Below are 25277 nucleotides of genomic sequence, written 5' to 3'. Positions count from 1 at the left end.
CTTTCAACATCTCTGGAGAAGACTTGACATGGCGAGCCGGTCTAGCATACTCATTAGTCCGGCGTTCTTCTCGGGCTTTACGGGCCTTCTAAAGCATTCGTGAATCAAAAAGGGAAACGGCAGATGATTAAGGGTGTTTTTCTCGATCTTGACGGGACGGTCTACTGTGGGAGCGAGGTGATTCCAGGTGCTCCGGAGTTCATATTTCGCCTCAAAAGAGAAGGGCGGAGATACCTCTTCGTCACGAACAGGTCCAATAGGACACCACGCCAGATAGCCTCACATCTCCAGGACTGCGGGATACCTTGCGAGCCTGGAGATATTGTGACATCCGCCCAGGCAACGGTTGAATACCTGAAGGAGGGCCGCGTCTTCTACATCGGCGAAGAGGGCCTGCACGAAGCCATCGTCCGCGGTGAATTGGAGATTACGGAGGAGGCGCCCGATTACGTCGTGGTGAGTCTTGATCGCCATATTACCTATGAAAAGATGGAGAAGGCAAGCCGGCTGATTCGGAACGGAGCCAGGTTTGTGGCTACCAATGCGGATAGGGTTCTTTACACCGACAGCGGCCCTTCGCCAGGGACCGGTGCAATCGTGGCGGCCATTGCCGCTGCCTCGGATGCTCATCCCGTGTACGTGGGGAAACCCGAGACCATCATCATCGATATGGCCCTGGAACGTCTAGGTCTGTCCAGGCAAGAAGTGGTCATTATCGGGGACAACCTGAAGAGTGACATCAAGGCCGGCAAGAACGCCGGAATTCGTACGATTCTCATTCTTACCGGCGTCTCCTCCAGGGAGGATCTGAGACGGGCCACAGACAAACCCACCTGGGTTGTGGAGGATTACAGAGAACTCGAGGAACTGTTCGACACCATATGAGCAATCCCCTCTCGCACGGCTCCTGGGAAGGTGGCCAGCTCCCTTCTTCCTGCTATCATCGACTGCCGGGAGAGGGCGAGGAGATGGAGAATCCTCCGGCAGCTGCGGCCCCCGCCTCAGCCTCTGTCCACAATGGGCCTCACCCCGGTTATCCTGAAACGAATCGCCGCATGGATCATCTCGGCGGCCTGCTGGCCTGCGGCCGTTGCAATATCGTGTTTTATCTTCCTGTAGAAAGGGCCGCTCGTTTCCATATCCACAGCCTCGAGGTAGACCCTTGCTCCCTTCCAGTCCATAACGGTCTGACCCGGTTCCATGACGATGAAAACGGCCTTGGGATTTCTCTGGAGGTTTCTGAAAGTCCGGTTCTGGCCGATCCCCATGACCACTGTGTTCTCATCGGTCATCCTGGGTGAACCGGACACTGCAACGTTTACATCGCCGGTCTTGTCGGCCGTGCTGAGCGTCCCGATCCTCGGCCACCGGTTGAACAATTCCATTAGTTCCTTTCTCTCCATGAAGCGCCTCCTTTTCGATCCCACCCGTACCGAGCCTCTCCCTGTCACGGGGATATGGAGCGTGAGCAGGGCAGGTCGAGCGGATTGCCTGGTGCATTGCCTCCTGAAGTGTCGTGTTCCCCAATGCCGCCCGGGCCAAAGGGAGTTCTTCAGAGCCGGGGAAAATACCGGGCTGCCCCTCCTTCGATCTTGACTATTTCCTGAGCCCCCTTTCCAGGAGGTCACAGAACTCCATGGCCATGAAAGGGCACCCGGGGAGGAAATACTTGCCCTTGAGTTTCTTGGTGCAGTTTCCCAGGCAGAGAACTCTTTCCCCGGGTGGAAGGCCGCCTATCTTTGAGCCCAGAGCCAACTTTAGATCCGGGAGTCTCTCCAGGAGCCCCCTTTCTTTGGCCCTCTTGAGGCTTAGATAGAGGCTCGCCACGCACCCTGAACAGGGTTGGCCGTCGACGATTTCCACCTCTGGATAGAGACCGGCAAACCCTTCGGTTCGATCCGGGGCGAGCTTCAGGTTCAGGCGGCTTTCGGACAAGGACTCCCCCAGGATATCGATTCTTTCGAGATCCAGGGCTCCGAGATCGGCCCTGCCTGCCAGGCGCAAGTACTCTATTTCATGGGGATCCAGACCGATGACGCTCGAAGCGACCGCATCCACGGCTAACACATCACCGCCTGCGATCAGGATATTCGTCTCTCTCGGCTCGTAGAGTTCGCTTGAGATGATGCCGTCCACGACAGTAAGCCGGGGCCTGACCACCTTGTTCAGGTCGACGATGGCCTTGCTCAAGTCCGTATGATGGAAACGCTTCTTTTCAGCGTCCGGCAGAAGGCCTTTCAGATTCTTCATTCCGATGCTTATGGGTACGGCAAAAATCGTCTTGAGCTTGGGAAGGTCAAGGATCAGATCGACCTCGTCGATTATGGAACTGAGCCGTATTGAGGGCAGGATCAGCGGATCCGGGACCTCCCTGGTCACGATCCCGTGTCTTTTCAGGTCGACCAGCGGTATGCCATACTGCCGTGCAATCCTGTCTACCCCTGCTGCGCGAAATGCTTCGAGCGTGTCTGTGCCCACAACCGAGGACTCTCCGATGATAATCTCCCCTACACCGACTTCTCGGAGCAGGATTATCATTGCCTCGATGACTCTGGGATCTGTGTTCCTCCCCTCCTCGGGTGTTGCCGCCACCCCTATGTTCGGTTTCAAAAGCACCATCGAGCCCTTGGGTGCGAAAGGCTCAAGCCCCCCGAGCGGTTCCAAGCCCCGGTGCAAATCCTCACAGACCGCTTCCAGATCTGGTGAACTCGCGGTACGCAGAATGGAAACTCCGGCCTTCACCGTGTCCTCCCAATCTCCATATGGGTTCTCACCTTGAGCCCCTTGTCGATTCCGGTTCTATCTCTTTACCAGATCAAGGACGACTCCCTCCAAACCGGCTACCACCCTGGCCATCTGGTCGTATCTCACCCTGTCAGGAGTGTCATAGGGGCTGTGGTAATAGGGGTAGCGGAAAGGAGCAGTGTCTGTCACCATTACCGCCTGGTATCCTTGCTGCCAGAAGGCCCAGTGGTCCGATGAGCCTATCCCCGGAATGAAGCCTGGCAGCGCCCCACCCTCTGAAGGATACTGCGCATGGGATCGAAAGGAGGCCACCACCTGGCAGACGAGTCTTCTTGACGAAGTGTTTCCAACAAAGGCGACGAAGTTCCCCGTAGACGGATAGACCAACCCGAGGGGTGCGGGATAGTTCTGGCTTCCCTTTTCGTCGGAATAGTAGCCTATGGTCTCGAGGCTCAGCATGGCGACGATCTTTTCACCACGCTTGCGGCAGTGTCTCGCGTAGACCAGGCTTCCCATCTCATGAGACCTGAAAAAGGGGGGCTCCTCGTTCACGAACTCGACCAGGCGGAGGGTCCGTGAAATCGTCTTGCCCCTGAAAAGGCGGCATAACTCAAGCACAGCGGCGGCGCCGGTCGCATTATCGTTTGCACCGGGCGAGCCACTTACGGAGTCATAGTGGGCTCCAACAACAACAATCTCCTCGGGCCGGTCCCTTCCCTGAATTTCCACCTCGATGTTCTTGCACCTCATTTTTCCTACATCGTAACCCTCCAACCGGACACGGTAGCCCATCTCCGAAACCGAGGTTTCGAGAAAATCGGCCGCGGCAGCGAGGTTCGCGTAGAGCATGGCGTTGCGCTCGCCGATATCACCTGCCAGGGTCTCTACATGGCGCCGGAGGGCATCGCGGAGTCTTGTTTCGGCGTCCGTGAGGGGCGGCACGGATCCCTGATAGCTCTCGCCCGGCATCCGTAGCTTGACAAGCACTTCTTTTCTCCTGGTGAAATACATATCTGGAAGCCCACCCGGATGTCAAGCAGGATGAGGGAAAGTGAACCAATCGGTGATGGGGGGCGAGAGTCTCAGGCTGAAGGGCTTTCCGGGGCATAAGGTTTGACAGGGGAAGGGGGTCGTCCTATACTCGTTTCCAGTAAAAGGAGAGGGAACCGGAGGGGTCGTTCCAGTGGGAAGCCTTTTGCACCGGTTTGTTTGAGACGCCATGCCTGAGGGGGTCTCCCGGAGGGAGCAGGGGCCTGTGAGGCAATCCGGCGTTGTGGATTTCCGGGAGTCTGTGATGAGCACTTATCTGTGGATGAAGATCCTCGAATCCACTCCCGGCTGGTACGACAGGGGTGTGCGTGCTCTTACCCTGGGGAGGCTGGAGAGGACCTACGATCGTCTGTCATCCTGGATAGGGGAGGGGCAGAGGGTGCTTGATCTCGGCTGTGGGACAGGAGCCCTGACGATCAGAGCCGCCTGCAAAGGAGCAAAGGTGAAGGGGATCGATACAAGCCCCGGGATGTTGGAAATTGCAGCGAGGCGGGTAGAGGAATCCGAGCTTTCGGAGAATGTGGAGCTCTGCCAGATGGGTGTGGCCGAGCTTGGAAGGGAAGGAACCGGTTTCTATGATATTGTCATGAGCGGCCTCTGTCTTTCCGAATTCACCGGGGAAGAGATCGCCTTTACGCTGAAAGAAGTTGAAAGAATCCTGAAGCCAGGGGGACTTCTGCTCGTCGCGGACGAGACAAGAGCCACGATCTGCTCAAAGAGGATCCTCAACTGGCTGATAAGGCTTCCCTTTGTGGTTCCGGCCTATCTTTCGGCCCATGGGATGCCAAGGCCTCTCAACAACCTCCCTGAGAAAGTAGGATTTGCAGGTTTGGAGATAGTCTCGGTGAGATCCAATGGATTGGAGAGTTTCATGGAAGTGGTCGCAAGGAAACCTGTGAGGTAAAGACATTGAACGGCCTCGGCTATGCGGCTGTGAACGTGGCAGAAACTCTGTTGAGGGTATCGCCCTTTCCCTGCAAGACAGGCCTTGTCAGGATAGGAGACCCGGGCAGGGATTCCCCGGTCTTTGTCACAGGGAATTACCATCTCACCTTTGTCAGAGTCAGAAGAGCTCTGAAAGGGATAAACGCCTATCTCCTTGTTGCAGATAGCAAGGGGATCAACGTATGGTGTTCTGCCGCGGGGGGGCACCTCACCAACCACGGGGTGATTTCGGTTCTCAAGACCAGCGGAATCGAGGCACTGGTGGATCACAGAAGGGTCATACTGCCGCAACTTGCCGCGGCCGGTGTGGAGGCGAGGGTCGTGGAGAAGAGGACCGGATGGAGGGTTACCTGGGGCCCGGTCTATGCCGCAGATATCCCGGCCTTTGTTGAGAGGGGTTTCTCCAAAACCCGGGAAATGCGAGAGACTGATTTTCCCTGGAAGCAGCGGCTGGAGATGGCTGTTGCCTGGGCATTTCCCATCTCCGCGGTCTCCTCCCTGATCGTGCTCCCCTTTTGGAGAGAAGCGGTTCCCTGTCTTGTCTCTTTAATCTGGGGCTTGTCGCTGGTAATCTTCCTGTCTTTTCCCTTGTATGGCCGGCTGCTGGATTCCGGGGGTAAAAGGCTGGGCGTGATCTTCTTTGATTTTGGAATCTGGGGGCTGCAACTGGTCCTGTGGGGCCTTTTTGTGGCAGCCCTTCTCGTCTATGCGGTCGTGTCCGGCGATGCCGCCTGGGGCTTGGTCCTCCGCTGGGCTGTTGCATCGTTCACCGTCCTTGTCGTGTTGAGTCTCGACCTAAAAGGGAGTACTCCGGTCTACAAGAGCGGGTTGCACGAAGAGGGCAGGGCGAGGGTGATCCTTGACCCGGAAAGATGCAGGGGTGCCGGGCTCTGCGAGGAGGTCTGCCCCCAGGAATTGCTATCTCCTTGACCGGAGGCGTCACATTGCGACGACACCGGGAGCGGATAGGTGCGTTCAATGCGGCGCATGTATAGTCCAATGTCCCTTTGATGCCCTCTTTATTTCTAGGCCCCGATGACAGGGTGGTATCCCCGGAAACGATCAGGATGTACAAGTTAAGCCTCATGGGCAAGCGTCCTGTGAGATCCACGGCAAAGCCTTGGCCCTGAGCCCTCTGGTCCACCGGGGCGGCTGTCGGCGGCAGAGGCCTGGCATCCTGCAGAACTGTAAAGGTCCGAGCCATGAAAAACAGATCTAGGGCCCCTGTTGCGCGGGGTGGAGGCCCGGCAAGAGGGTCCGGAGAGATAGGCATCGGTTTCTTCGGAAGGAACACCCTCCTTGTCGCCCAGGATCTCCTGGGAAAGAAGATCGAGTACAGGGGCTGTACGGGTATCATCGTGGAGACAGAGGCGTATCGGGATGATCCGGCCTCGCACAGCAGGGTGAGATCAAAGAGGACACGGCTTCTCAGGGAGACCTATGGCTCGATTTACGTGTATCTCGCCTACGGCATCCATGTCTGCCTGAACTTCACAACCGAGGCAGACGGTGCCGGTGCGGTACTCGTCAGGGCCGTTGAACCCCTCGAGGGCATCGAGATGATGGAACTTCGGAGAAAGACAAGAGACCGCTATCACCTTACAAACGGCCCTGGAAGACTCTGCCAGGCCTTTGGTATCGGGATGGATTTGTTCGGAGAACCTGTGGGACGGAGGCTGAAGATCCTCGACGGGATTGAACCCCAACGGATCCAAAGAAGCCGCCGGATCGGGATCTCCAGAGCACGCGATCTGGAATGGAGGTTTTTCATCCCGGGCAGCCGCTTTGTCGGTCCTGAAAGAAGCGGCCGGAGCAGACCCGGTACCTGACCCCTATCCCTTTGCAGCAGTCAGCTTCATCATCCGCAGGGCATCATCCCTCATGGAGTTGTTATTGAAGAGGAGGTAGGTCGGTCTCCTTTCAGCCCATCCCTTGAGCCGCACCAAATCGTGATCCGAGTAACGGTAGCCGAAACCCGTGATGCCGTGAAGCCGGAAGTACTGGAAGTCTCCGGACTGGGGCGTGTTCTTGAAGGGGTCGACGCAGTGGACCAGGTCCAACTCCTCGCAGAGCTCGGCGATAAGTCCTTCCGGCCAGAAGCCGCGCGGCTCCCAGGCAAAGCGGAGTCCCCGCCGGTCTATGAGACCGAAAAAACGACGCATATTGGAGAGGTTGTCACGAGTAGGGCCAAAGCTTGCGGGACACTGGAACAGCATGACGGAGGCTCCCAGCGTCCTGGCGAAAAGGCCGGTTTTGTCCCAGGCCTCGAGCACCTCTGCCGTAGGTTGGAACCGCCCGTAGTTTCCTGACCTCGACGGGTCGATTTTGATTCTCAGGCGCCTGTATGTGGGGCTACTTGACTGGTGAGTGATCAGCTGCCAGGCCTTCATGGTGAACTCAAATCCCGGTGGTGCCGAGTCACGCCACCTCTGGGCGGTCCTGAGCTCGGGGAGTTGGTAGAAGGTGTTCTGGATCTCGATCAGCTTGAAGAGTTGAAAGTACTTTTGCTGTGAAACGACGAAACCGCAGCAGCCGACCTTGATTCCGTCTCTTTTCCCCATGGAGTCCGAGCCGTTTCTAGGCCCCCCTCGCCACAAGGCGGCACCGTGGCGGGAGAGGGACCTGAGGGTATCCCCCGTGAGGGTATGATTGAATATAGCACAACCCCTGTGAAACGTCACTCTCATCAGACCGGGGGTTAGAGCCTGTCTGTAAGAAAGGAAGAGATAAGGAGGAAGAAGGGTAGGGCCTCAAGAATCGCCATAACCCCGGCGTTTATTGCAATGGAGTTCGCAAGAGCCGAGTCGAAGGCTCCCTCAACGGTTTTCTCCAGGCTGGACAGGGCCCTTTGCCTGGCCTGACTGGCGGCGGGAGGTCCTTGACCGGGTGCGAGGGAGATGTTGAGCAGGATCATTTCAGGGATACGAGAGGCCATGTCGAGGATCCTCAAGGAGAACCTCGAGGTCATTCGGCACAGGTGGGATCTGCCTGAGGTCATGTGCTCTATCGTCCCTGTGAGGTCTGGTCTTGCCTTCTCGATTCTGGCTTGGATCCCTGCCAGGAGTTGATACTGTTCATCCCTGGAAGGCTTGTTGGTGCCGAGAAATACGTACATCCGGTCGGCTACCGAACCGAGCAGGTCGGAAAGGATGCGATCCTTGAGAATCGACCTTCTCAGCCGGGTTTTCAAACCCATCCATAGAGCTATGGCGGCCCCGCCCGCGGCGTTCACCCCGATCAGGTAAGGGTAGATCCTTGTGGCTCCCATGATCAGAGTGTCGGACCCGTGAACACCGGTACAGGACGGCAGGGCATTGTAGACATAGGCCAGGCCGGTTCCCATGAGAGCTCCCAGAGCGAGCCCTCTGAGTGCACTCGGCATGCTGGCGATAAGAGACCGAAAACATCCCTCGAGCACCGAAACGGCCAGGGCAGGTGCTCTCTCGACGATGAGTGAGGCCAATTCCTGGTCGAGTGGCACCTGACCCGCTGCTTTGTGATCTTCCACGTCCGCTGGGGCCACTGTATCCCCTTTTGACTGCGATATCAGAGGGAGCAATTAAGCAAGAACCATACCAAGCCGATCGGTCTCCTCCGGCCCCACGGGTCGTCTTCCAGCTTTTGTGGTATAGTTCAAAAAGGCCATCAAAGGAGCTCCCAGGAGACCTCCGGTTTCCGTGAGGCCGGGGAGGGAGACGGGGAACGGCCTTTTGACGTATTTCATGTCTCCAGCATCATTTTCTCCGAGGGGAAAAGGTTGTGGTTCTGTCACGTTTCGAGTCTCCGGAAGGGGAGATCTTCTCCTGTTACAAGGCCTGCAGGCTCTGCCCGCGCCAGTGCGGGATAGATAGGACCTCGGGCCAGAAGGGATTCTGCGGGGAGGGAGCCCACATGAGGATCGCCGCGATTGTGGCACACCATGGGGAGGAACCGCCAATCAGCGGTAAAAGGGGCTCTGGTGCGGTCTTTTTTGCCGGCTGTTCCCTGGGCTGCCTCTTTTGCCAGAACCATCAGATATCAAGGGAGGGCGTGGGCAGGGTCTGGTCCGTGCAGGAGGTGGCGGATCGGCTGGTCGAGTTGTATGAGGAGAGCGGTATCCACAATGTAAACTACGTGACATCTGACCACTTTTTCCCTCATACCATGGAGATCGCCAATCTCCTGCAGGAAAGAGGTGTTCGCATACCGGTGGTCCATAACCTTTCAGGCTATCAAAGCTTGGAATCTCTGAGGATGATCGAGTCAGCCAGCGATATCTACCTGGCCGACTTCAAATACGGGGAGAGTGCTCTGGCCCAATCCCTGGCCCGGTGTGCCGACTATCCTGCGGTTGCTCTGGAGGCCCTCTCGGAGATGGTGCGGCAGAAAGGGTTCCTCGATACCTTCTCCGGATCGGATGAGAATCTCGCAACCTGGTCCCAGGGAGAGAGTATCCTTTCAACAGCCGGAAAAGGCGTTCTCGTACGCCACCTCATTCTACCGGGATACGTTGAGAATTCCCTGGAAGTGCTGAAGATGCTCTTCTTGGAGTTTGGCAGAGACTTGCCCTTGAGCCTTATGAGCCAGTATGCTCCGGTCCGTCGGTTCCCTTCCGGCTCTCCCCTCAATCGAAGGGTGACGGGCAAAGAGTTCGACATGGTCCTCGACTACGCCCTGGAACTCGGCTTCAGAAATCTGTTTGTACAATACCCCGATGGGGAAGGGGAGAGCCTGCCGTTTCTACCGGATTTTCGAGAAACAGACCCCTTTCCCGCCACAAGGGCCGGGAGGGAGGGTTGAGGGAAAAGGTCTTCTTCGGCCGGATCCCCCGCGAGCTCGGGAGGAAAGCAAAAGGAGCTCTTTCCCTGAGGATAGAGAAATTCGTTAGAAATCAAAACACTTCGCGACAGGTGTTTCGGAAAATGGGAGAACTTCCCAGAAAAAGAATTGACATTCTTAAAGGATCGTTGTATGGGTAGTACGTGAAGATAGGAAAAACCCTCTATCCTCTCCTTCCGGTGAGGCAGCCTTTCCATGGGGAAAGGGGGACGACTCTTGTCTCTCCCAGGGGTCGGGCCATCCGGAGAAGCCCTGCCAGGGCCTATGCCTCTGGCGAGAGAAGCAGGGTTTCCGGATTCTCCAAGAACCTGCAGGTGGAGCAGGATTGCCTGGCGGTTTCTGCCGGAGATCCCCGGTGGGAGCCCGTGGGAAAGGATTTTCTTCTCTCCCCGAAAGAGATTGAGACTCTCTGGTTCGGCCGCACCACCGTGGAGATCTGTCCCCTTATCGATATCTTCGTGTGATTCTTGCCCGAGTCTTACTTTCCACTCTATTTGCCTTATCTGTGGGGATCCCGGTCCGAAAGAGGCCTTTTCGTTCCTCATGCAGAGACCGGAGACACTGCCCATGGACCGGCTCTGAGCCGGCGGTCTCGGACCGGTCTCACCCGGACTTAGATCATCGCCTCGAGGGCTTTGGAGACCGATTCATGAACGACGACTTCTGCAAGTGAATCGAGGGGAGTCTTGTCTCGGTTGATAATCATCAGTTTCGCCCCCTTCTCGACGGCGTGGACCGGTATGGATGCAGCGGGATAGACCACGAGGGATGAACCCAGTACCATGCAGAGATCACACTGCTCCGCATACCTGAGGGCCTGGGCCATTTTTTGCTCGGGCATGGGCTGACCGAAAGATATTGTATCGGGTTTAAGGATGCCTGAGCAGTCGTCGCAGTAAGGTACTCTCACTCCTGACCTGATCCGCTCTTCGATCTCATCCCTGTCGTACTTCTTCCCGCAACTGAGACAGGAGACCGAGAAGGCGGTTCCGTGGAGTTCGATGATTTTCTCCGGAGAGTTTCCGGCCTTGTGGTGCAGGGAGTCGATGTTCTGGGTCACGATGGCGAGCAGTTTTCCCCTGTCTTCCAGTGTTTTGACGGCCAGATGGCCCCGGTTGGGTGCGGCCTTCTTCATGGTCTGGTAAGCCTCGGTGCTCATCTGCCAGTATCTCGTCCTGGCGCCTTCGTCGGATATGATTCTATCAAAATAGAAGTCCGCGGGATCGTATCTGCTCCAGACTCCCCCGGGGCTTCTAAAGTCCGGAATGCCGGATTCGGTACTGAGCCCGGCTCCTGAGAAGACCAGGATCCTCCGGGCTTCTCCTATCAGGGCGGTACCTCTGATGATTTGAGTATCCATAGCATGCTTTCTCCCGGTCGTTCTGATTTCGGTCTTCTGGACCCGGCCGTCTCAATCGGGGAAGTCCCGTCCCTCCGGGCGAGATCGATCTCCTGATGAGACCCCCAATTTTCCCAAAGATCCGGAGACTCCTCCGATCTTCCAGGGTGACTATGTCTGCCTCTTGGGTACGTATCTCTTGAGTTCGCAGGCCTGGTTGGCCGGACAGACGGAACACCCTCTGGGATGTGTACGGCAGCCCGAACGGGAGGCGTAGGGCCCTGCAAGTCGCGCCTCATCCGATGTGTACTTCTCTCTGGCCCTCGGTTCGGTTTCGGCAACGGTTCCCGGAACGTCGGTCAGTCCGGCCCAGTACGCGTGCTTAAGGCCGGCATCCCCAGCGATCCTGACACAGTCGTCCATGAGATTCCTCCCTGCCCCGGGATGGCGGTCCAGCACGAAATTCGGCCTGAATGCCAGAAAACAGACAGGCAAAGATCGATCGATATCGGCTACGAATCTTACGAGGGGCTCTATCTGGCCTTCGTTGACCCTGGGTATGACGAGGATACGATACTCCCAGAGCTTGTCTTTTGCATATCTTCCGATATATTCGGCGTTCCTCAAGACGGGGTGACTGGATGCCCCCGTGAGGGCGAGGTGAAGCTCATCGTCATAGGCCTTGAGATCGTAAGTGATTGAGGTGGCAAAATCGAGCACTCTCTTCAAACTGGCCTCGGTCATATAGCCGTTGGTATCGAAATTCACTTTGGTTTCCGGCTCTATTCTTCTCGCCTCTTTCACAACCCTTTCGAGATAGGGGAGGTGGAGGGTCGGTTCCCCTCCTGAAAAGAAGATTCGGTCAGCGCCCATCACCTTGGCCGAAAGAGAGCGGAGTCTGTCTATGCACTCCCTGGCCAGTTCCCGGGGATCGATGTAGCCGCGCTGAATCGAACCGTTGTCCGGGTATTGGGAGATGGTACAGTTCTGGCAGTTCAGGCACTTGTAATTGCACCCGGCCATGAAGACAGTGTAGCTTTCAGGCGGGGCAGGATGCAAAGTGGCCGAAGCAACGACTGGCATGTCTACCCGGCAGACGCCTTTCTCTCCTGCCAGCCGGTTGACCCTGCATCTGTGTTCGCAGAGCTCACAGGCAGCCAGTTCCTTGAGAAAGTCCGGGATTTGCATCAGGCCCGCTTCCCCCGTCCAGTGGCCAGAATTCAACGAGTCCCTTCACGAGAGAAATAGAGACCCGTCCCCCCTGGATATCCTTTTCTTGGGGGGCGAGGGTGTCCCTACCGCTGGGTTCATCTCTTTTATATCCAAGGTCGAGCCATTTTTCAAATGCGGGCTGCCCCCCTTGTGGGCTTGTTTTTTGATTAGCCTCTGGTATGATATAGTTTCAAAATCCTACAGGGCCGAGCGAGAGGAGGCGATAGTCGATGAAGAAGGTACTCATTATAGGAGCTGGGGCCCAGGGCGGGCCTTGTGCCTCGATCCTGGCCAGGGACGGAGACGTATCCGAGGTGGTTTTGGGTGATATAGATCTCGATCTGGCTAACAGGGTGAGGGAGAAGATCGGGAGTGAAAAGATCAGGGCAGTCAGGCTCGACGCGAGCAGTATCGAGGACGTGCAAAGAGCTGCTGAGGGGGCGAAGGCTATCATAAATTTGACCCTCACGGCCTTCAACTCGAACATAATGAAGGGTGCCCTGGCCTCCGGATGTCATTACGTGGACACGTCCTTTGGCGAACCCGTCCTACTGGACATAAGGGCCAGGGATAATATCCTGTCGCAGATAATAGAGAACAGACCCCTTGAGCTGGATGGAGAGTTCAAGAAGGCGGGGCTGACGGCTCTTGTGGGGTGCGGGAAGTCTCCGGGGATGGTCAACGTGCTTGCCAGGTATGTCTGTGACAGGCTGAATCGCGTGGAGGAGATTCGCATTCGGCTCTGTACGAAGTCCCTCAAGGGCTCTCGCGAGGTCGTCCGACCTTGGGAACCCACATGGTCACCCTTCCGGGCGCTCTGGGGATATGCGGTTGAACCGACCATATTCGAAGACGGGGAGTACAGAAAACACCCTCTCTTTGACGGTTGCGAAGAGTACGACTTCCCGGATCCGGTCGGCCGGGTTATGATTTCCTATCATCAACATCAGGAACCGATAACGCTTCCCCATTTCATAGGTAAGGGGATCCGATACTGCGACTTCAAGTATGCCGTCGATCCCATCGCCGGGGCTCTTGTCAAGATGGGGTTCGGAGACCCGGAAGCCATCGAGGTGGGAGGCGTGAGGGTGGTGCCACGAGACGTTTTGCTTAAATTGGTCCGCCAGCCTGTAAACGCATTTCTTGCAGAAAATGAAGAGGTTGTCAGACGTCCGCTTGAATCGGCGAGCTTCATGGTTACCGATGTGGCGGGCTTGGTGTCAGGAGAGAGGCTGAACTACACGATAACCTGCCCCTTCTGCTTTCCTCAAGTGGAAGAGAGGATGGAGGTTTACAGGAGATTCGGAACCACCCTGATCGGTGTTGCCCTGCCCGCCGTTGTTGGAGCCAAGATGTGTATGGATGGGGAGGCCGAAAAGGGAGTAATCGCGGCCGAATGCCTTGATGCGGGGAACTTCCTGAAGAGGATGGCCAGGATGGGTGGGCCTGTGAGGTTTCATGAGCTCTGTTCGAGGAACGTGACCGTTACATGATTGGTCGCCTGCGGTTTCTGAGGGACGATCCCCTCAGATGAGGAGCGGTTGTGCAGTGAAGAAGGAGATCGATCCGAGAATGCACTCGGCAGAGCACATCCTGACCCAAACCATGGGCAGACTCTTCGGTTGCGGGCGTCCTGTGACCACCCATATCGAAAAAAAGAAGTCAAAATGCGACTACCCCTTTGACCGACCTCTCGCGGATGCGGAGATAGAGGAGCTCGAGAGGCGGGTCAACCGGGTGATCGAGGCCGATCTTCCGGTGAGCGTGGAGTGGATGTCTGTCGAGGAGGCCGAGAAGCGGTATGATCTCGGGCGGTTGCCGGAAGAGGTCGGCGGCAGGGTCAGGATAGTAAAGATGGGTGACTATGATGCCTGCCCGTGCATCGGACCTCATGTCGAATCGACGGGCGAGGTCGGGAGGTTCAGGATCACCTCCTCGAGTTTTGACGGCGGGTTGTTGAGGGTGAGATTCAGGCTGTGCTGATCATGGAGCGGAGTGACCCGCGGGGACTGAATTCTGGCGGTAAGGTTCAGTTTGTTTTCCTTTCCCATTTTCGGTAGATGAGCCCCCGGAGAGTCATATACTTGAGAAGGCTGAGGTCGACGGGTTTGTTCAGATAGCCGTCGCATCCCATTTCCAAGGCCGTGACGGCGCTCTCCGTTGAGGGATAACCCGTAAGGATAAGGGCGGCTGTGTCCGGGAGAAGATGCCTGATCTCCTTGAGGGTCTGGAGGCCGTCCAACCCCGGCATCTTCAGGTCTGTCAGGACTACATCGAAGTGCTCTCTTCTGGCGAGCTCCAAGGCATCTGCCCCGTCGGCCGCCTCGAATACCTCGAAGCCTTCTCCCTCGAAGAACTCCCTCAGCACGTCCCGAATGCCTCTTTCATCATCGACGATGAGGACCCGTGTGTTGGGCATGGGGGTCTTCCTCTCTGGTGGTGATCTGTCGGATAGGGCTGGTCTGGCCCCTCCAGGTGGTGAAAAACCGTCCTGCTGGGTCGCAGGCTTCTCCCCCCTCTGATTCGATATCCCGGGCGCACGGAAGGGGAGACTCAGAGATCCTCTGATCTCCTGAGCCGCCAAATACTCCAAAGGTGATCTAGCAAGGTTTGTGCCAAACCCGGGAACACCTGTCCCGGCCACCGGCCCTTCGATCTTGGAATGTCTCGAGTTTCCCGACGTTTCGATCAAAGATTCATGCAAGTTGTTAACCTTACGATTGTTTCTCTCTTTGACATGAGCACACCCTTGTCCGTTCCATTCGGCTGGGGTCAGACGCCCCCTCTGACACGCCTCTTCAGCTCCCTTGTCTTTCCGTCCCGGACAATCAGACATTTTGTGTATCCTTCCCTGCAACTCTCTGCCCTGCGTGTTCCGGGGGAAGAGACAAAAAATCACTCGGAAAACCCGTATGAGATCGCCTGTCCGGTTCTCAGTTGGAGTCCACGATTTCTGAGATCCGGTTTTCGAGTATGGAAGTCTCCTTCACGATTATCCTGAGATACCGTTTGTTCGGGTGGTCGTCAGGTGTCTTTTCATACATCCTCCGGGCAAAACCGCCGATGATGGTGAGCGGATTCCTCAGGTCATGGGCCACCCTGTTTGCCATCTTGCCGAGGGCTGCGAGCTTTTCCACTTCGACCAGTTGTCTGCTCTTCTCCTGCAACTCCTCGGTCCTCTCCTGAACCTTCTTCTCCAGTTCCTGGCTGAGTCTGTATAGTTCATCGTGAGTCTGGCGCAGCGCCTCTTCTGCCTGTTTACGCTTTGTGATATCCCGGTTGCTTGCTCGCCTGCCAAGGAGGTCTCCGTTGGTAGCGAAAACCTGCTGGCAGACATGGGCTATCCATCTCTCCTGGCCGCTCCGGTGGATAATGCGAAAGTCCAGGGACAGGATGCCCCGGCTCTTCAACTCCTCTTGCAGGTGTTTCGAGACCGCAGCACGATCCTGGGGGTGTGTGATCGCCTGAAGCAGATCCGGGTCTTTCTGAAACTCCTCTGGGCTATAACCGGTTATCCGCTCACACGACGGCGAAACGTAAACATAGGTTCCTTCCGGGGAGATCCAGTACTCCCAGTCGAACGTAAAATCTGCGACAGCGCGGAACCTCTCCTGTGTCTCGAGCATCGCCTCCTCTGCCTGCCGACGCTCAAGGAGTTCTCTTTCCAGTTCCTTCACCCTTTGTTCCAGTTCTTTGTAAGTGAGTTTTCTGCCCATCAGGGGAACCTCTGTGCATGCGGGAAAAGGGGATCCAAGTGCCGGGCAACCAGCCTCCACGATACGCCCCGAGCCTCAGGGCGATCCCTTTCCGAGACGGAAAGATGCAAGGTATGTCCCATAGGCCCTCAGCGACTGCAATTCAAGTCATATTTACAAAAAGCGACTCCCTTGTCAACGCCTCCGGCTCACCTTGCCTCTCAGGCGCTTCCTCACCTCCCGGCAATGGGCGTGCCTGGCCAATAGAGGAATCTTGAAAGACCGGCTCAGAAGGTATACTACTTAGTCTCGTCAAGCCCGTCTGAGGGCCAGAGCGGCCCTGAGGGACAAAGGGGGCGGTAGGGTATTCGACTGGCCGACGGTAGGGAGAACCGGAGGGGTCGTCACATGGGGAGACTCACAACAATGAGGCCGACGATTCTCCTTGTGGGTCTCGGCGACTTGGGAGGGGTCGTGTTGGATCGCCTCGCCGGGGAGGAAGGATTCGGGCGAATCGTGGTGGCCAGCCGAAACAGCACCCGGGGCATTGCTCGCTGCAACCTTGCCCGATTGAGCGCTCTGGCTGAGGGTCATTCCATTCCGATCTGCTTCACCCCTCTCGACATCAATGATAGGAAGGCCGTAGTCAGGACCGTACGAAGAGAGGCACCCCAGATCATTCTACTCACAGCTACCATGCAGACCTGGTGGCTACCCGATCTTCTGCCGCCCGAGCAGGCTGCCCGAATCAAGAGTGCGGGATTCGGCGTCTGGCTGCCGGTCCACATGACCCTCACCATGAAGTTCATGGAGGCCTTGCAGGAGATGGCCTATGGGGGGATAATCCTGACTGCGCCTTTCCCGGATGTGGTCAACTGTGTCATGGGCCGTCTGGGTCTTGCGCCCACCTGTGGTCTGGGCAACGTAGAGGAGATCGTGTCCAAGGTGCGGCTGCTTGCCTCTGAGCGACTCGAAGAGCCGCTCGAGTCGGTGCACGTGATCCTGGTAGCACACCATGCATTGCAACCAGCAGCTTTCGGAGAGGCCTTCAAAGAGGTTCCGCCTCACTTCCTGCGTGTCGAAGTGGACGGACGGGACGTGACCGAACAGATTCGGGCCGAGGAACTGCTGCTGGCTCCTTATCCAGTACCGCCGGGCCGTGCGATCCACTCCCTTACCGCAGGCTGCACAATGTCCCTTGTCAGGGCATTACTTTCTCAGGATAGAAAGGAACTCCACGTGCCCGGGCCCGGGGGGTTGCCCGGAGGGTACCCTGTTCTCGTGAGCCGTGAGGGGGTGGAAATCGCGCCCATAGAGGGGATAGGGCTGGAGGAAGCAGTAGCCATAAACGAAAGATCCCACCGGTTCGACGGGATTGAGAGAATCGAGGATGACGGGACCGTTGTTTTCTGTCCCGAGGCGGTGCAGATCCTGCGAACCGAACTCGGCTATGATTGCCGGGTCCTCCGGCCCCAGGAGGCTGAAGAGAGGGCTTTAGAGCTGATAGCCAGATTCCGGGAGTACGCGGGGAGTTACGGCGTCGATCTTCAACTTTCCGGAGGTGCAGGTCATGTCTTTTAGCACCGATAGGTCGGGGGCTCTATACGACCGGGCCTTAGGGGTCCTGATCGAAGGGGGAAGTTCTCCTTCGCGGGGACCTGCCAACTACGGGGATTACCCTCTTTTTATCCGGGAAGGGCGGGGTGCGTCTATCTACGATGTGGATTCAAACCGGTACATCGACTGGATGATGGCGTATGGCGCCCTGCCTTTGGGCCACGCCCACCCCTCGGTTGTCGAAGCGGTGAAAGAGGCGGCTTCGGGAGGGACCCTTTTTGCCGCTGCCACCGAGATAGAAATCGAGGTGGCCGAGATGATCCAGCGGCTGGTTCCGAGTGCGGAACGGGTGCGGTTTGCCAATACGGGAACCGAGGCGGCAATGGCCGCTGTCAGACTGGCCAGGGGTTACACGGGAAGGCCGAAGTTCATCAAGTTCGAGGGGCATTACCATGGCTGGTATGACGACTTCCTGGTCAACGCCCATCCCCATCCGGTGGTCTCCCTGGGCCACCGGAACGATCCCATCAAGATCGCCGAGAGTTCGGGCCTCAACCGCCACGCTCTCGAGGACACGGTGGTCGTCCCGTGGAATGATCTCGAATCCGTGGAGCGAGCCATGGAGACTTACCGGGGGCAGATTGCCGCTGTCATCACCGAGGGAATCATGGGAAACATGGGGGTCATACCTCCTGAGCCTGGTTACCTCCAGGGGCTGCGGGATTTGACCCGGGAGAACAGGATACTGCTCATCCTCGATGAGACGGTTACGGGTTTCCGCATCGCTCCAGGCGGGTGTCAGGAGTATTACGGTATCGTCCCAGACATCTCCACCTTCGGCAAGGCCCTAGGGGCGGGCCTCCCTGTGGCTGCTCTTGTGGGCCGCGCGGAGATCATGGAAGCTCTCGCCTGGGGGGGAGTGCTCCACTATGGTACCCAGAACGCCTCGCGTGTGGGACTGTACGCCGCCAGGGCTTGTCTCAGGGAGCTCACCCGAGACGGAGGCGCCGCCTTTCGTCACACCTGGATGATCGGGGATCGCCTCTGTTCCGGGTTGAGGGAGATATTTCGGGGGAAACGTATCAGTGCCATCGTACAAGGGGTGGGACCCATGTTTCAGATCATGTTTACCGGAGAGGAGGCCGTGAGGGATTATCGCCAGTTCTGTGGTTCCGTGGACCGCGGGAAATACCAGAAATTCGTCCTGGCCCTTTTCAGACACGGCGTGTACATGAGCCCTTCTGCGGCTCTTCATTCGGTTGCGACAGTGGCACACCGGGAAGAGGACGTGGAGTTCACCCTCGAGGCGGTCAGGGAGGTTGTGAACGATGGATAGTGTCGAACCGATTCCGGCCAGGGGCCTTCTCAAGGGGAAAGCAGCCCTTGTCACGGGGGGCGCCTCTGGTATCGGGCAGGCCACGGCGCTGCTCTTTGCCAGGGAGGGGGCTGTTCTGTCTGTGGCGGATCTGGACGGCAGGGGTGCTCTTGCCGTTGCACAGTCTATTAACGAGCAGGGTGGGCGCGCCGTGGGTATTCAGTGCGATACTACCCGGGCGGAGGATTGCCGGAGAGCGTTGGAGACGACTCTTCAGGAGCTGGGCAGAGTGGAGATTCTTGTCAACTGTGCCGGGATTATTCGGCGGGCTTCCGTTACAGAGACCGAGGAAGCCGAGTGGGACAGAACCATGGCGGTCAACGTCAAGTCTGTGTTCCTCCTTTCCAAGTTTGCCATCCCCCTCATGGCCGAAGCCGGAGGCGGAGTGATTGTCAATATCGCCTCTGGTTGGGGGCTCGTGGGCGGACGAAGGGCAGCGGCCTATTGTGCCTCCAAGGGAGCCGTGGTCCTGCTCACCAAGGCGATGTCCCTCGACCACGGAAAGGAGGGAATCCGGGTCAACTGCGTCTGTCCAGGCGACACGGACACGTCGATGCTCCGTCATGAGGCTGAACAGCTGGGCCGCCCCCTTGCTTCCTTCCTGGAGGAGGCGGCCGATAGACCCTTGGGGCGGATCGGGAGGCCTGAGGAGATCGCCCAGGCGGTTCTGTATCTTGCCAGTGATGCCTCTTCCTTTGTCACCGGGACCTGCCTGGTAGTGGACGGTGGGGGGCTGGCAGGCTAGGGAGGAGACGGTGCGTGGATTGAGAGGCAAGAGGGTTCTTGTGACAGGTGGAGCCAGTGGCATTGGTGCAGCAACGGCCGCGCGTTTTCTGGAGGAGGGTGCCAGAGTCATTGTGCTTGACAAGGACCAGGCGGGGTGCCGTCGGCTTGAAGCGGAAATGCCATCTCTTTCCGGAACCATCACTGCCGACGTCTCGGACGCTGAAGCAGTAAGCCGCGCCTTCGAGAGAGTCGATGAAAGAATCCAGGGATTGGACATACTGATCAACAACGCCGGGATCAGCTTCCGGAAGCCCTTTGTCGATATCATGCCGGACAGCTGGTGCCGGGTGATCGAGGTGAATCTCAACGGAGTGTTTTGGGTTGCCCAACAGGCGGCGCGACGGATGATCGAGCAGGGGGCAGGCGTCATCCTCAACATGGGTTCAACCAACGGCCTGGTTGGATATCATCACTACGCCTCCTACAACGCCTCCAAGGCGGGGGTCATCGAACTGACCCGCTCCATGGCATTGGAACTCGCCCCTGCCGTTCGTGTAAACGCAGTCTGCCCCGGTTATATACTCACACCCATGCAGGAAGCAGAATATACGGCCGAGATGCTCCAGGCATGCGCCGGTAAAGTACCTCTGGGAAGGCTGGGAAGGCCGGAAGAGGTGGCTGCCCTGTTTGCCTTTCTCGCCTCTGATGATGCTCGATTCATTACCGGACAGGTCTATGTGATCGACGGGGGGGAGACTGCGGGAGGGTTGGCGAGCCAGAAGTAGGTCTTCCCCATGATTGGATAGGACTGTGGAGGTGGGGTCTTTTTCAGTCTCGGGTACCTGCGGCCGCCACGCGCCGGTAGATGGCATTCGCGCCGGGCGGGCATTCATCGATCTTCAGATCTGCGTCAACCTCTCTGGCCGCACACCTGCCCACGGCGACGGACGTCTCAGCTCTGTCCCGGGAGAGCCCGGGACCCTGTCCTACGAGGAAGTGGAGCCTCCTCGAGAGAAGCCCCTTTTCCTGCAACCGTTCCAAGGCAAAAATCAGATTCCCCACGCAGGTGCAGCAGGCCCCATGAGAGCTGATACGGCAGGGAAACCGTTTCGTGAAGTGGGGAGGCGGCGCGAAGCGGGTATCCTTGGAGGGGCGGTTGAGGCGGCGGATGGAGATCTTTTCCAGGTCACATGTACCGAGCCCGGCATCAGCGCTGTGAGCGATATGGCGGATCGTCCTAGGCGCATATCCGAGGATGTCCGCCACAACAGAATCGACTTCAACCGGATTGGTCCCCAGTATCATCGTCTCCATGGCAACAGGGTTCCGGCCTGTCTCGGAGCTTAGATCTCCCTGGAGGCCGTCTACTAGGATCAGGTCCGGCAAGAGGACGCTTGCCAGTTGTGCGATCCCTCGGTGAAGGCCCATGCGGTGAAAGGCCGTCTTCATCTCCCTGGGCATGACACCCTTGAGGTTTTTCAGGCTGCAGGTGAGCAGGGTTTCGGAGTGGGCCTTCATGACCGGCAGGTTGATGAGAAAGTCGCACTCCGTGACGGTCGCCGCTATCTTCATGGTCTCGAAAGGACCGTCGATCGCCACCTCTCTCTCGACGAAGCGGTCCTTCTCGAGATCGACCAACTTCAAACCATACCGCCTGGAGAGATCCCGGTATCCGCAGATGTGAAACGCTCGGGTAGCACTGTAGCCCATCCCGCTCCCATCGGCTACTGTGATTCGACGGACTCCCCTCTCCTTGAGCACCTTGACGAGAGCTTCTACGATCCGCGGGTCTGTGTCGACCCCGGCCCACTCCTGCCGGGAGACGACCAGATTCGGTTTGATGACCACGGTATCATCCGGCCGGAGCGAGCCGAGAGCACCCTGGGAGAGTATCAGCCGCTCCACCATCTTGGTGACATCGTTCCCGTAAACGATGGCTACCCCCATGGCTGTTGAGTTTCCCCCCATCTCCCACCCGGTCCCGTGGTCATTTCCTGGTGACGGCCGCCTAGGATTCTATTTTGGATCCTCCGAATTCTTCCACCAGGAGGGCCAGCGCAGAGTGGTCCAAATCGCCTCTGCCGGTTGCCAGCAGTCCATTCATCAACTCCGCAACCTGTGCCGTGGCCAGAAGGGGGAGTGACGACTCGCGGCCTGTCTGAAGGGCGATGGCCAGGTCTTTCCGGTGGAGTCTGATCCTGAAACCGGGCTCGAAGTTCCGGTCGAGGATCCGCTGTCCGTGGAGTTCGAGGGCGCGGCTCTGAGCAAAACCGCCCAGCAACGCCCTCCTTACGTTGGCCGGGTCCACTCCTGATTTCGCGGCCAGGGTCATGGCTTCGGCTACGGCCAGGATGTTCAGGGCCACTATTATCTGGTTGCACGCCTTCGCTATCTGCCCGGCGCCAGGACCTCCTATGAGAACAACGTTCTTTCCGAGCACCTGGAAGATGGGCAGAGCCCTCTTGAAGGCCTGTTCCGTGCCTCCCGCCATTATGGAGAGGGTTCCCTCGACGGCTCCTTGCTGGCCGCCGGATACCGGGGCGTCGAGACCCTCCACGCCCAGGGCGTGGAGGGTCTCGTAGATCTTCCTGGAAGTACTCGGCGCGATGGTGGACATGTCGATGTAAAGCATTCCCGGGTGGAGCCCCTCCCTCACACCCCCGGGCCCGAGAACCACCTGTTCCACGTCTGGCGAGTCTGGAAGCATGGTTATGACCACGTCGGTCTTCTCTGCAACCTCTCTGGCAGATGAGGCCGGGGTGGCCCCCTGACCGGCCAGTTCCTCCACGGGGCCGTGGCTGCGATTGTACACGACGAGACGGTAACCCCCTTTGATCAGGTTCTCTGCCATGGGTCTGCCCATGATTCCCAAACCGATGAATCCTATGCGCTCCATCTGCCTCCTCCATGTCGAATCTAGTCACAGCATGGCCGCTTTCCCGAAGGGAATGCCGGCCCGATTCCTCTTTTTCATTCAACCCGGCTCAACGTCCCCGATTGGATCTGCGTAACATCATATCACATCTGCTGGAATCACTACAAAAAGGCGTGGTGGTTCTGGTACCCTGCTCTCGCCCAATGTAACGCTTAAGCAAGTGGTTCCCCGAAGAAGGAGCTCGCCGAGGAGATGAGCCTTCTCCAGAGGGTTACACTGTGGTATGATTGAGGAAGCAGAGGAGACCTCGGATGGACAGGCAGGAGTTTTTGCGGGGGCGACAGAGTCTGAACAAGACCCAGAGCCAGATGGCGCGGCTGCTGGGTGTTTCTCTCAAGGCCGTGCAGAGCTTTGAACAGGGGCTGAGGAGGGTTCCTGTCCATGCGGAAAGGCAGCTGCTTTTCCTCCTGGCTTTGAAGGCTTTTTCCAAGAGCAAGCCCGAGCCATGTTGGGCCATAGAGAGGTGTCCCCTGGAGACGAAAAGAAAGTGCCCTGCATGGGAATTCCGTGCCGGTCATCTCTGCTGGTTCATCAATGGCACGATCTGTGAGGGAAAGGTGCAGGAGAGCTGGAGCAAGAAGATGGAGCTGTGCAGGAAGTGCGAGGCCTTCAGACCTATTCTGTCTCTTCTTACCGCCTCACCCGGGAGGTAACCGATGGGAGGGAATACTCTCTCAGGGGATGGAATCGTTGGCGGAGCCGTTTTGGAAGGAGGATGTACCATACCGGTTGGCCCTGTGGGGTGTTGGTAAGCCGGGCAGAGGTGTGGAATGTTTCGGTCAACCCTAAAGGATAGGAGAAGAACCCGAGGTGCTCTTGTTCCGTTTCCGGTCATCATGGCCCTGGTACTCCTTGTGGTTTGGCCGGGTCCCTCTGCGGCAGGCCCGGTGGCTTGGATGGTCTCCGACACCTCCATGCCCCTCTGGTTGGTTCAGGGATCGAGCCCCGGGGAGGGACTGGCTTCCGGAGAGTTTCTCGTGGCAAGCACGCACCTGAGAGATCCCAACTTCTCGGAAACGGCGGTCCTCCTGGTGGATTATGCCCGGCACGGTGCCATGGGTCTGATCATCAACCGGCCGAGTAAGTTGAGGCTCTCCAGCCTCTGGCCGGGGATAGGGCCCCTCGATGAGCGGGCAGATACCGTCTACGTGGGGGGACCGGTGGCAAGAGGCCAGATGCTCATGCTGATCCGATCGAATATCCGGCCCGAGGAGTCTCATCGCGTTCTTGAGAAGGTCTACGTCACTGGCAGCAGGAGCGTAATCGAGGAGATGCTCCATCATCCGAGAAGAGAGGTGGACTTCCGGGCCTTTGTCGGCTATGCCGGCTGGGGCCCCGGACAGCTCGACCATGAGGTGTCCAGGGGCGACTGGTACGTCCTCAAGGCCGACGGAGAAACCATTTTTGACATGGAGCCATCAGAGATCTGGCCTGAGCTTATCCGGCGGAGCTCGGTTCTATGGGCCAAGTTACGGGTTGGCGGCGAGAAGACATCAGGGATCAGTGTCACAGCCCAAGGGAACATCCGGTCAGACCTCTGGAAACGTCACAGACGGGAATCCTGCAGGCCATGAGCCAGGTGGAGGGCGGGGTTCTCACTCGTGATCCCTCATCCTTTGACCCTACTCGGGGAACCCTGATTCTCTGGATTCTGCTTTCTCGAGGAGATATGCTACCAGGACCACTCCCAGCCCTCCAAGGCCGAATACTCCATATGCCCAGCCCCAGGATGCATAGCCAGTTCCCTGGGAACGGGCAGGGTTGAGAATGTCGAGGACGGCTCCGAATGCAAGGGGCGAGATCGCTCCAGCCCCAAACCCGAGGAGGGAGCGCAAGGCGAAAGCTGCTCCCAGGTATGCGGTGCTGACCGACTCGGTGAGCCCTGCAGAGAGGATGGGGGAGTCTCCAAGAGCTGAAAAGGCGTAGATCATGCCCAGAGCGATGACAAAGACCGTGGGAAACCGGATTGACCAACCCATTGTGAAGGAACAGGCCGCGCTCACGCTTCCCACGAGAAGGATGACAGAAGCGCGGCCGAACCTGTCAGACAAGGAGCCCATGGAAAGTGAGGCGACTACTCCCATGAGGTGGAAGGAACTGACGATGTACGCACCGTTGCCTGCTGCCTTCGAGATCCCGGCGCCACCCTTGACCAGGCAGGCCGAGACAAAGGCCGGCGTCCAGGCCCACATTCCCAAGAGCTCCCAACTATGGAAGGTATAGCCCGCGACGTATAGAACCGCCGTCTTGTTATGGAGGACCTCTCTGGAGAACCCCTGGTCTTGGAGCCTGGGGAATGTCCTGTTGGGCGTGGATCCAAGGGCCAACCATGCCAGGAGTAACCCCACTGTCGGCCCTAGACAAGTCAGAAGAAAGCAGGTAGGATAGCCGGCGCGAGACAGTACCAGCCCGCTTATCCCCAGGGAGAGGGCATAACCGACGGAGGTGCTTGCGATGAAAAACCCCATCGCCCTGCCACGCCGGGCGCTGGGGTACCGCCCGGCGATCATCATGAGGGCGGGGGGATAGGTTCCGCCCATGGAGAGGCCGACAAGCGTATAGAGGAACAGGCCCGAGTGATAGGTCCGGGCAAAGACGGCAAAGAGCAAAGCAGTGGCAGCCGTCAGGAACTGCGACCAGAGAAAGACTCTTTTGGCCCCGAGCCTGTCGGCCAACTCGGAAAAGAAGACCAGAGAGACGGCATAGCCGAGCTGGAACCCGGTCGAGATAGATCCTGCAGCAGCCCCGGACATACCCCACTGGTCCCGGAGAACCGGCAATGCCGCGGGGTAGGCCATGAACACGAGGTATGTGAAGACTCGGGCAGTGCAGACCCCCAGGAGCCACCCGTCGATGTTCTTTGAATCTCCTCCCACCGGG

General features: G+C 57.9%; 26 protein-coding genes and 1 pseudogene. 15 read left to right on the top strand and 12 right to left on the bottom strand.

The genetic code is table 11. The features are described 5' to 3' along the window. Positions 1–123 precede the first annotated feature (123 nt). Complete coding sequence (locus JRJ26_00395; GenBank protein ID MBW2055934.1) at positions 124–885, top strand: TIGR01457 family HAD-type hydrolase; 762 nt, start codon at positions 124–126, stop codon at positions 883–885. A gap of 116 nt (positions 886–1001) precedes the next feature. Here JRJ26_00395 and JRJ26_00390 read toward each other — a convergent pair whose 3' ends face one another. The 3 genes from JRJ26_00390 to JRJ26_00380 form a co-directional block, all read right to left on the bottom strand. Further along, positions 1002–1385, bottom strand: a complete 384-nt coding sequence (locus JRJ26_00390) for a pyridoxamine 5'-phosphate oxidase family protein (GenBank protein MBW2055933.1) — start codon at positions 1383–1385, stop codon at positions 1002–1004. A 211-nt stretch (positions 1386–1596) separates the two neighbouring features. Further along, positions 1597–2742, bottom strand: coding sequence for a DUF362 domain-containing protein (locus tag JRJ26_00385; GenBank protein MBW2055932.1), 1146 nt, complete (start codon positions 2740–2742; stop codon positions 1597–1599). A gap of 57 nt (positions 2743–2799) precedes the next feature. Continuing rightward, the gene (locus tag JRJ26_00380) at positions 2800–3714 is read right to left on the bottom strand and encodes a M28 family peptidase (GenBank protein ID MBW2055931.1); all 915 of its coding nucleotides are present in this window, start codon (positions 3712–3714) and stop codon (positions 2800–2802) included. Positions 3715–4039: 325 nt separating this feature from the next. Between JRJ26_00380 and JRJ26_00375 the strand changes: the two genes are divergently transcribed. The 3 genes and pseudogenes from JRJ26_00375 to JRJ26_00365 all read left to right on the top strand — a co-directional run bounded on the left by JRJ26_00375 (position 4040) and on the right by JRJ26_00365 (position 6569). Further along, positions 4040–4699 carry a class I SAM-dependent methyltransferase gene (locus JRJ26_00375; GenBank protein ID MBW2055930.1) on the top strand — a complete coding sequence of 220 codons (660 nt, stop codon included), beginning with the start codon at positions 4040–4042 and terminating at the stop codon, positions 4697–4699. 5 nt (positions 4700–4704) lie between these two features. Continuing rightward, positions 4705–5870: pseudogene (locus tag JRJ26_00370) on the top strand (4Fe-4S binding protein). Positions 5871–5942: 72 nt separating this feature from the next. Further along, a complete protein-coding gene (locus JRJ26_00365) occupies positions 5943–6569 on the top strand; it encodes a DNA-3-methyladenine glycosylase (GenBank protein MBW2055929.1) in 627 nt (208 codons plus the stop codon). Between the two features lie 3 nt (positions 6570–6572). Here JRJ26_00365 and JRJ26_00360 read toward each other — a convergent pair whose 3' ends face one another. Beyond that, positions 6573–7301 (bottom strand): DUF72 domain-containing protein, encoded by a 729-nt coding sequence (locus JRJ26_00360; protein MBW2055928.1) that lies wholly within the window; start codon positions 7299–7301, stop codon positions 6573–6575. Between the two features lie 137 nt (positions 7302–7438). Continuing rightward, entirely contained in the window at positions 7439–8263 is an 825-nt protein-coding gene (locus JRJ26_00355; protein ID MBW2055927.1) for a hypothetical protein, read from the bottom strand. Between the two features lie 236 nt (positions 8264–8499). Between JRJ26_00355 and JRJ26_00350 the strand changes: the two genes are divergently transcribed. The 3 genes from JRJ26_00350 to JRJ26_00340 are packed head-to-tail and all read left to right on the top strand — an operon-like array spanning position 8500 to position 10022. Further along, positions 8500–9519, top strand: coding sequence for a radical SAM protein (locus JRJ26_00350; GenBank protein ID MBW2055926.1), 1020 nt, complete (start codon positions 8500–8502; stop codon positions 9517–9519). After that, the gene (locus tag JRJ26_00345; GenBank protein MBW2055925.1) at positions 9516–9698 is read left to right on the top strand and encodes a hypothetical protein; all 183 of its coding nucleotides are present in this window, start codon (positions 9516–9518) and stop codon (positions 9696–9698) included. The genes JRJ26_00350 and JRJ26_00345 overlap by 4 nt, the downstream gene beginning before the upstream one ends. Positions 9699–9701: 3 nt before the next feature. Further along, a complete protein-coding gene (locus tag JRJ26_00340; protein ID MBW2055924.1) occupies positions 9702–10022 on the top strand; it encodes a hypothetical protein in 321 nt (106 codons plus the stop codon). A gap of 149 nt (positions 10023–10171) precedes the next feature. Here the strand turns inward: JRJ26_00340 and JRJ26_00335 are convergent, their stop codons facing one another. Continuing rightward, positions 10172–10918 carry a Sir2 family NAD-dependent protein deacetylase gene (locus JRJ26_00335; GenBank protein ID MBW2055923.1) on the bottom strand — a complete coding sequence of 249 codons (747 nt, stop codon included), beginning with the start codon at positions 10916–10918 and terminating at the stop codon, positions 10172–10174. Positions 10919–11068: 150 nt separating this feature from the next. Beyond that, the gene (locus JRJ26_00330; protein ID MBW2055922.1) at positions 11069–12085 is read right to left on the bottom strand and encodes a radical SAM protein; all 1017 of its coding nucleotides are present in this window, start codon (positions 12083–12085) and stop codon (positions 11069–11071) included. Positions 12086–12339: 254 nt separating this feature from the next. Here JRJ26_00330 and JRJ26_00325 point away from each other — a divergent pair, with 254 nt between their 5' ends. Continuing rightward, positions 12340–13602, top strand: coding sequence for a saccharopine dehydrogenase NADP-binding domain-containing protein (locus tag JRJ26_00325; GenBank protein ID MBW2055921.1), 1263 nt, complete (start codon positions 12340–12342; stop codon positions 13600–13602). 55 nt (positions 13603–13657) lie between these two features. After that, positions 13658–14092, top strand: a complete 435-nt coding sequence (locus tag JRJ26_00320; protein MBW2055920.1) for a hypothetical protein — start codon at positions 13658–13660, stop codon at positions 14090–14092. Between the two features lie 46 nt (positions 14093–14138). Here JRJ26_00320 and JRJ26_00315 read toward each other — a convergent pair whose 3' ends face one another. Then, positions 14139–14528: a response regulator gene (locus JRJ26_00315; GenBank protein MBW2055919.1), complete on the bottom strand. Its 390-nt coding sequence runs from the start codon at positions 14526–14528 to the stop codon at positions 14139–14141. 514 nt (positions 14529–15042) lie between these two features. After that, positions 15043–15825 carry a PAS domain-containing protein gene (locus JRJ26_00310; GenBank protein MBW2055918.1) on the bottom strand — a complete coding sequence of 261 codons (783 nt, stop codon included), beginning with the start codon at positions 15823–15825 and terminating at the stop codon, positions 15043–15045. Between the two features lie 387 nt (positions 15826–16212). Here JRJ26_00310 and JRJ26_00305 point away from each other — a divergent pair, with 387 nt between their 5' ends. Genes JRJ26_00305 through JRJ26_00290 form a run of 4 tightly spaced genes read left to right on the top strand, consistent with a single transcriptional unit; the run spans position 16213 to position 20247 of the window. Continuing rightward, positions 16213–17385, top strand: a complete 1173-nt coding sequence (locus tag JRJ26_00305) for a hypothetical protein (protein MBW2055917.1) — start codon at positions 16213–16215, stop codon at positions 17383–17385. Next, positions 17375–18697, top strand: a complete 1323-nt coding sequence (locus JRJ26_00300; GenBank protein MBW2055916.1) for an aspartate aminotransferase family protein — start codon at positions 17375–17377, stop codon at positions 18695–18697. Before JRJ26_00305 ends, JRJ26_00300 begins: the two co-directional genes overlap by 11 nt. Further along, positions 18690–19481, top strand: coding sequence for a glucose 1-dehydrogenase (locus tag JRJ26_00295; protein ID MBW2055915.1), 792 nt, complete (start codon positions 18690–18692; stop codon positions 19479–19481). Before JRJ26_00300 ends, JRJ26_00295 begins: the two co-directional genes overlap by 8 nt. A 10-nt stretch (positions 19482–19491) precedes the next feature. Continuing rightward, positions 19492–20247, top strand: coding sequence for an SDR family oxidoreductase (locus JRJ26_00290; GenBank protein ID MBW2055914.1), 756 nt, complete (start codon positions 19492–19494; stop codon positions 20245–20247). A gap of 43 nt (positions 20248–20290) precedes the next feature. Here JRJ26_00290 and JRJ26_00285 read toward each other — a convergent pair whose 3' ends face one another. Together JRJ26_00285 and JRJ26_00280 are read right to left on the bottom strand one after the other, a co-directional pair. Beyond that, entirely contained in the window at positions 20291–21430 is a 1140-nt protein-coding gene (locus JRJ26_00285; GenBank protein MBW2055913.1) for a DUF362 domain-containing protein, read from the bottom strand. 40 nt (positions 21431–21470) lie between these two features. Continuing rightward, the gene (locus JRJ26_00280; GenBank protein MBW2055912.1) at positions 21471–22358 is read right to left on the bottom strand and encodes a 2-hydroxy-3-oxopropionate reductase; all 888 of its coding nucleotides are present in this window, start codon (positions 22356–22358) and stop codon (positions 21471–21473) included. Between the two features lie 290 nt (positions 22359–22648). Between JRJ26_00280 and JRJ26_00275 the strand changes: the two genes are divergently transcribed. Together JRJ26_00275 and JRJ26_00270 are read left to right on the top strand one after the other, a co-directional pair. Continuing rightward, positions 22649–23050: a transcriptional regulator gene (locus tag JRJ26_00275; GenBank protein MBW2055911.1), complete on the top strand. Its 402-nt coding sequence runs from the start codon at positions 22649–22651 to the stop codon at positions 23048–23050. A gap of 117 nt (positions 23051–23167) precedes the next feature. Beyond that, positions 23168–23971, top strand: coding sequence for a YqgE/AlgH family protein (locus JRJ26_00270; GenBank protein MBW2055910.1), 804 nt, complete (start codon positions 23168–23170; stop codon positions 23969–23971). 48 nt (positions 23972–24019) lie between these two features. Here JRJ26_00270 and JRJ26_00265 read toward each other — a convergent pair whose 3' ends face one another. Next, a complete protein-coding gene (locus JRJ26_00265) occupies positions 24020–25273 on the bottom strand; it encodes an MFS transporter (GenBank protein ID MBW2055909.1) in 1254 nt (417 codons plus the stop codon). Positions 25274–25277: the final 4 nt, after the last annotated feature.

Source organism: Deltaproteobacteria bacterium (assembly GCA_019308905.1).
Classification (GTDB): domain Bacteria; phylum Desulfobacterota; class BSN033; order WVXP01; family WVXP01; genus JAFDHF01.
This window is presented reverse-complemented; position numbering and strand designations above follow the sequence as displayed.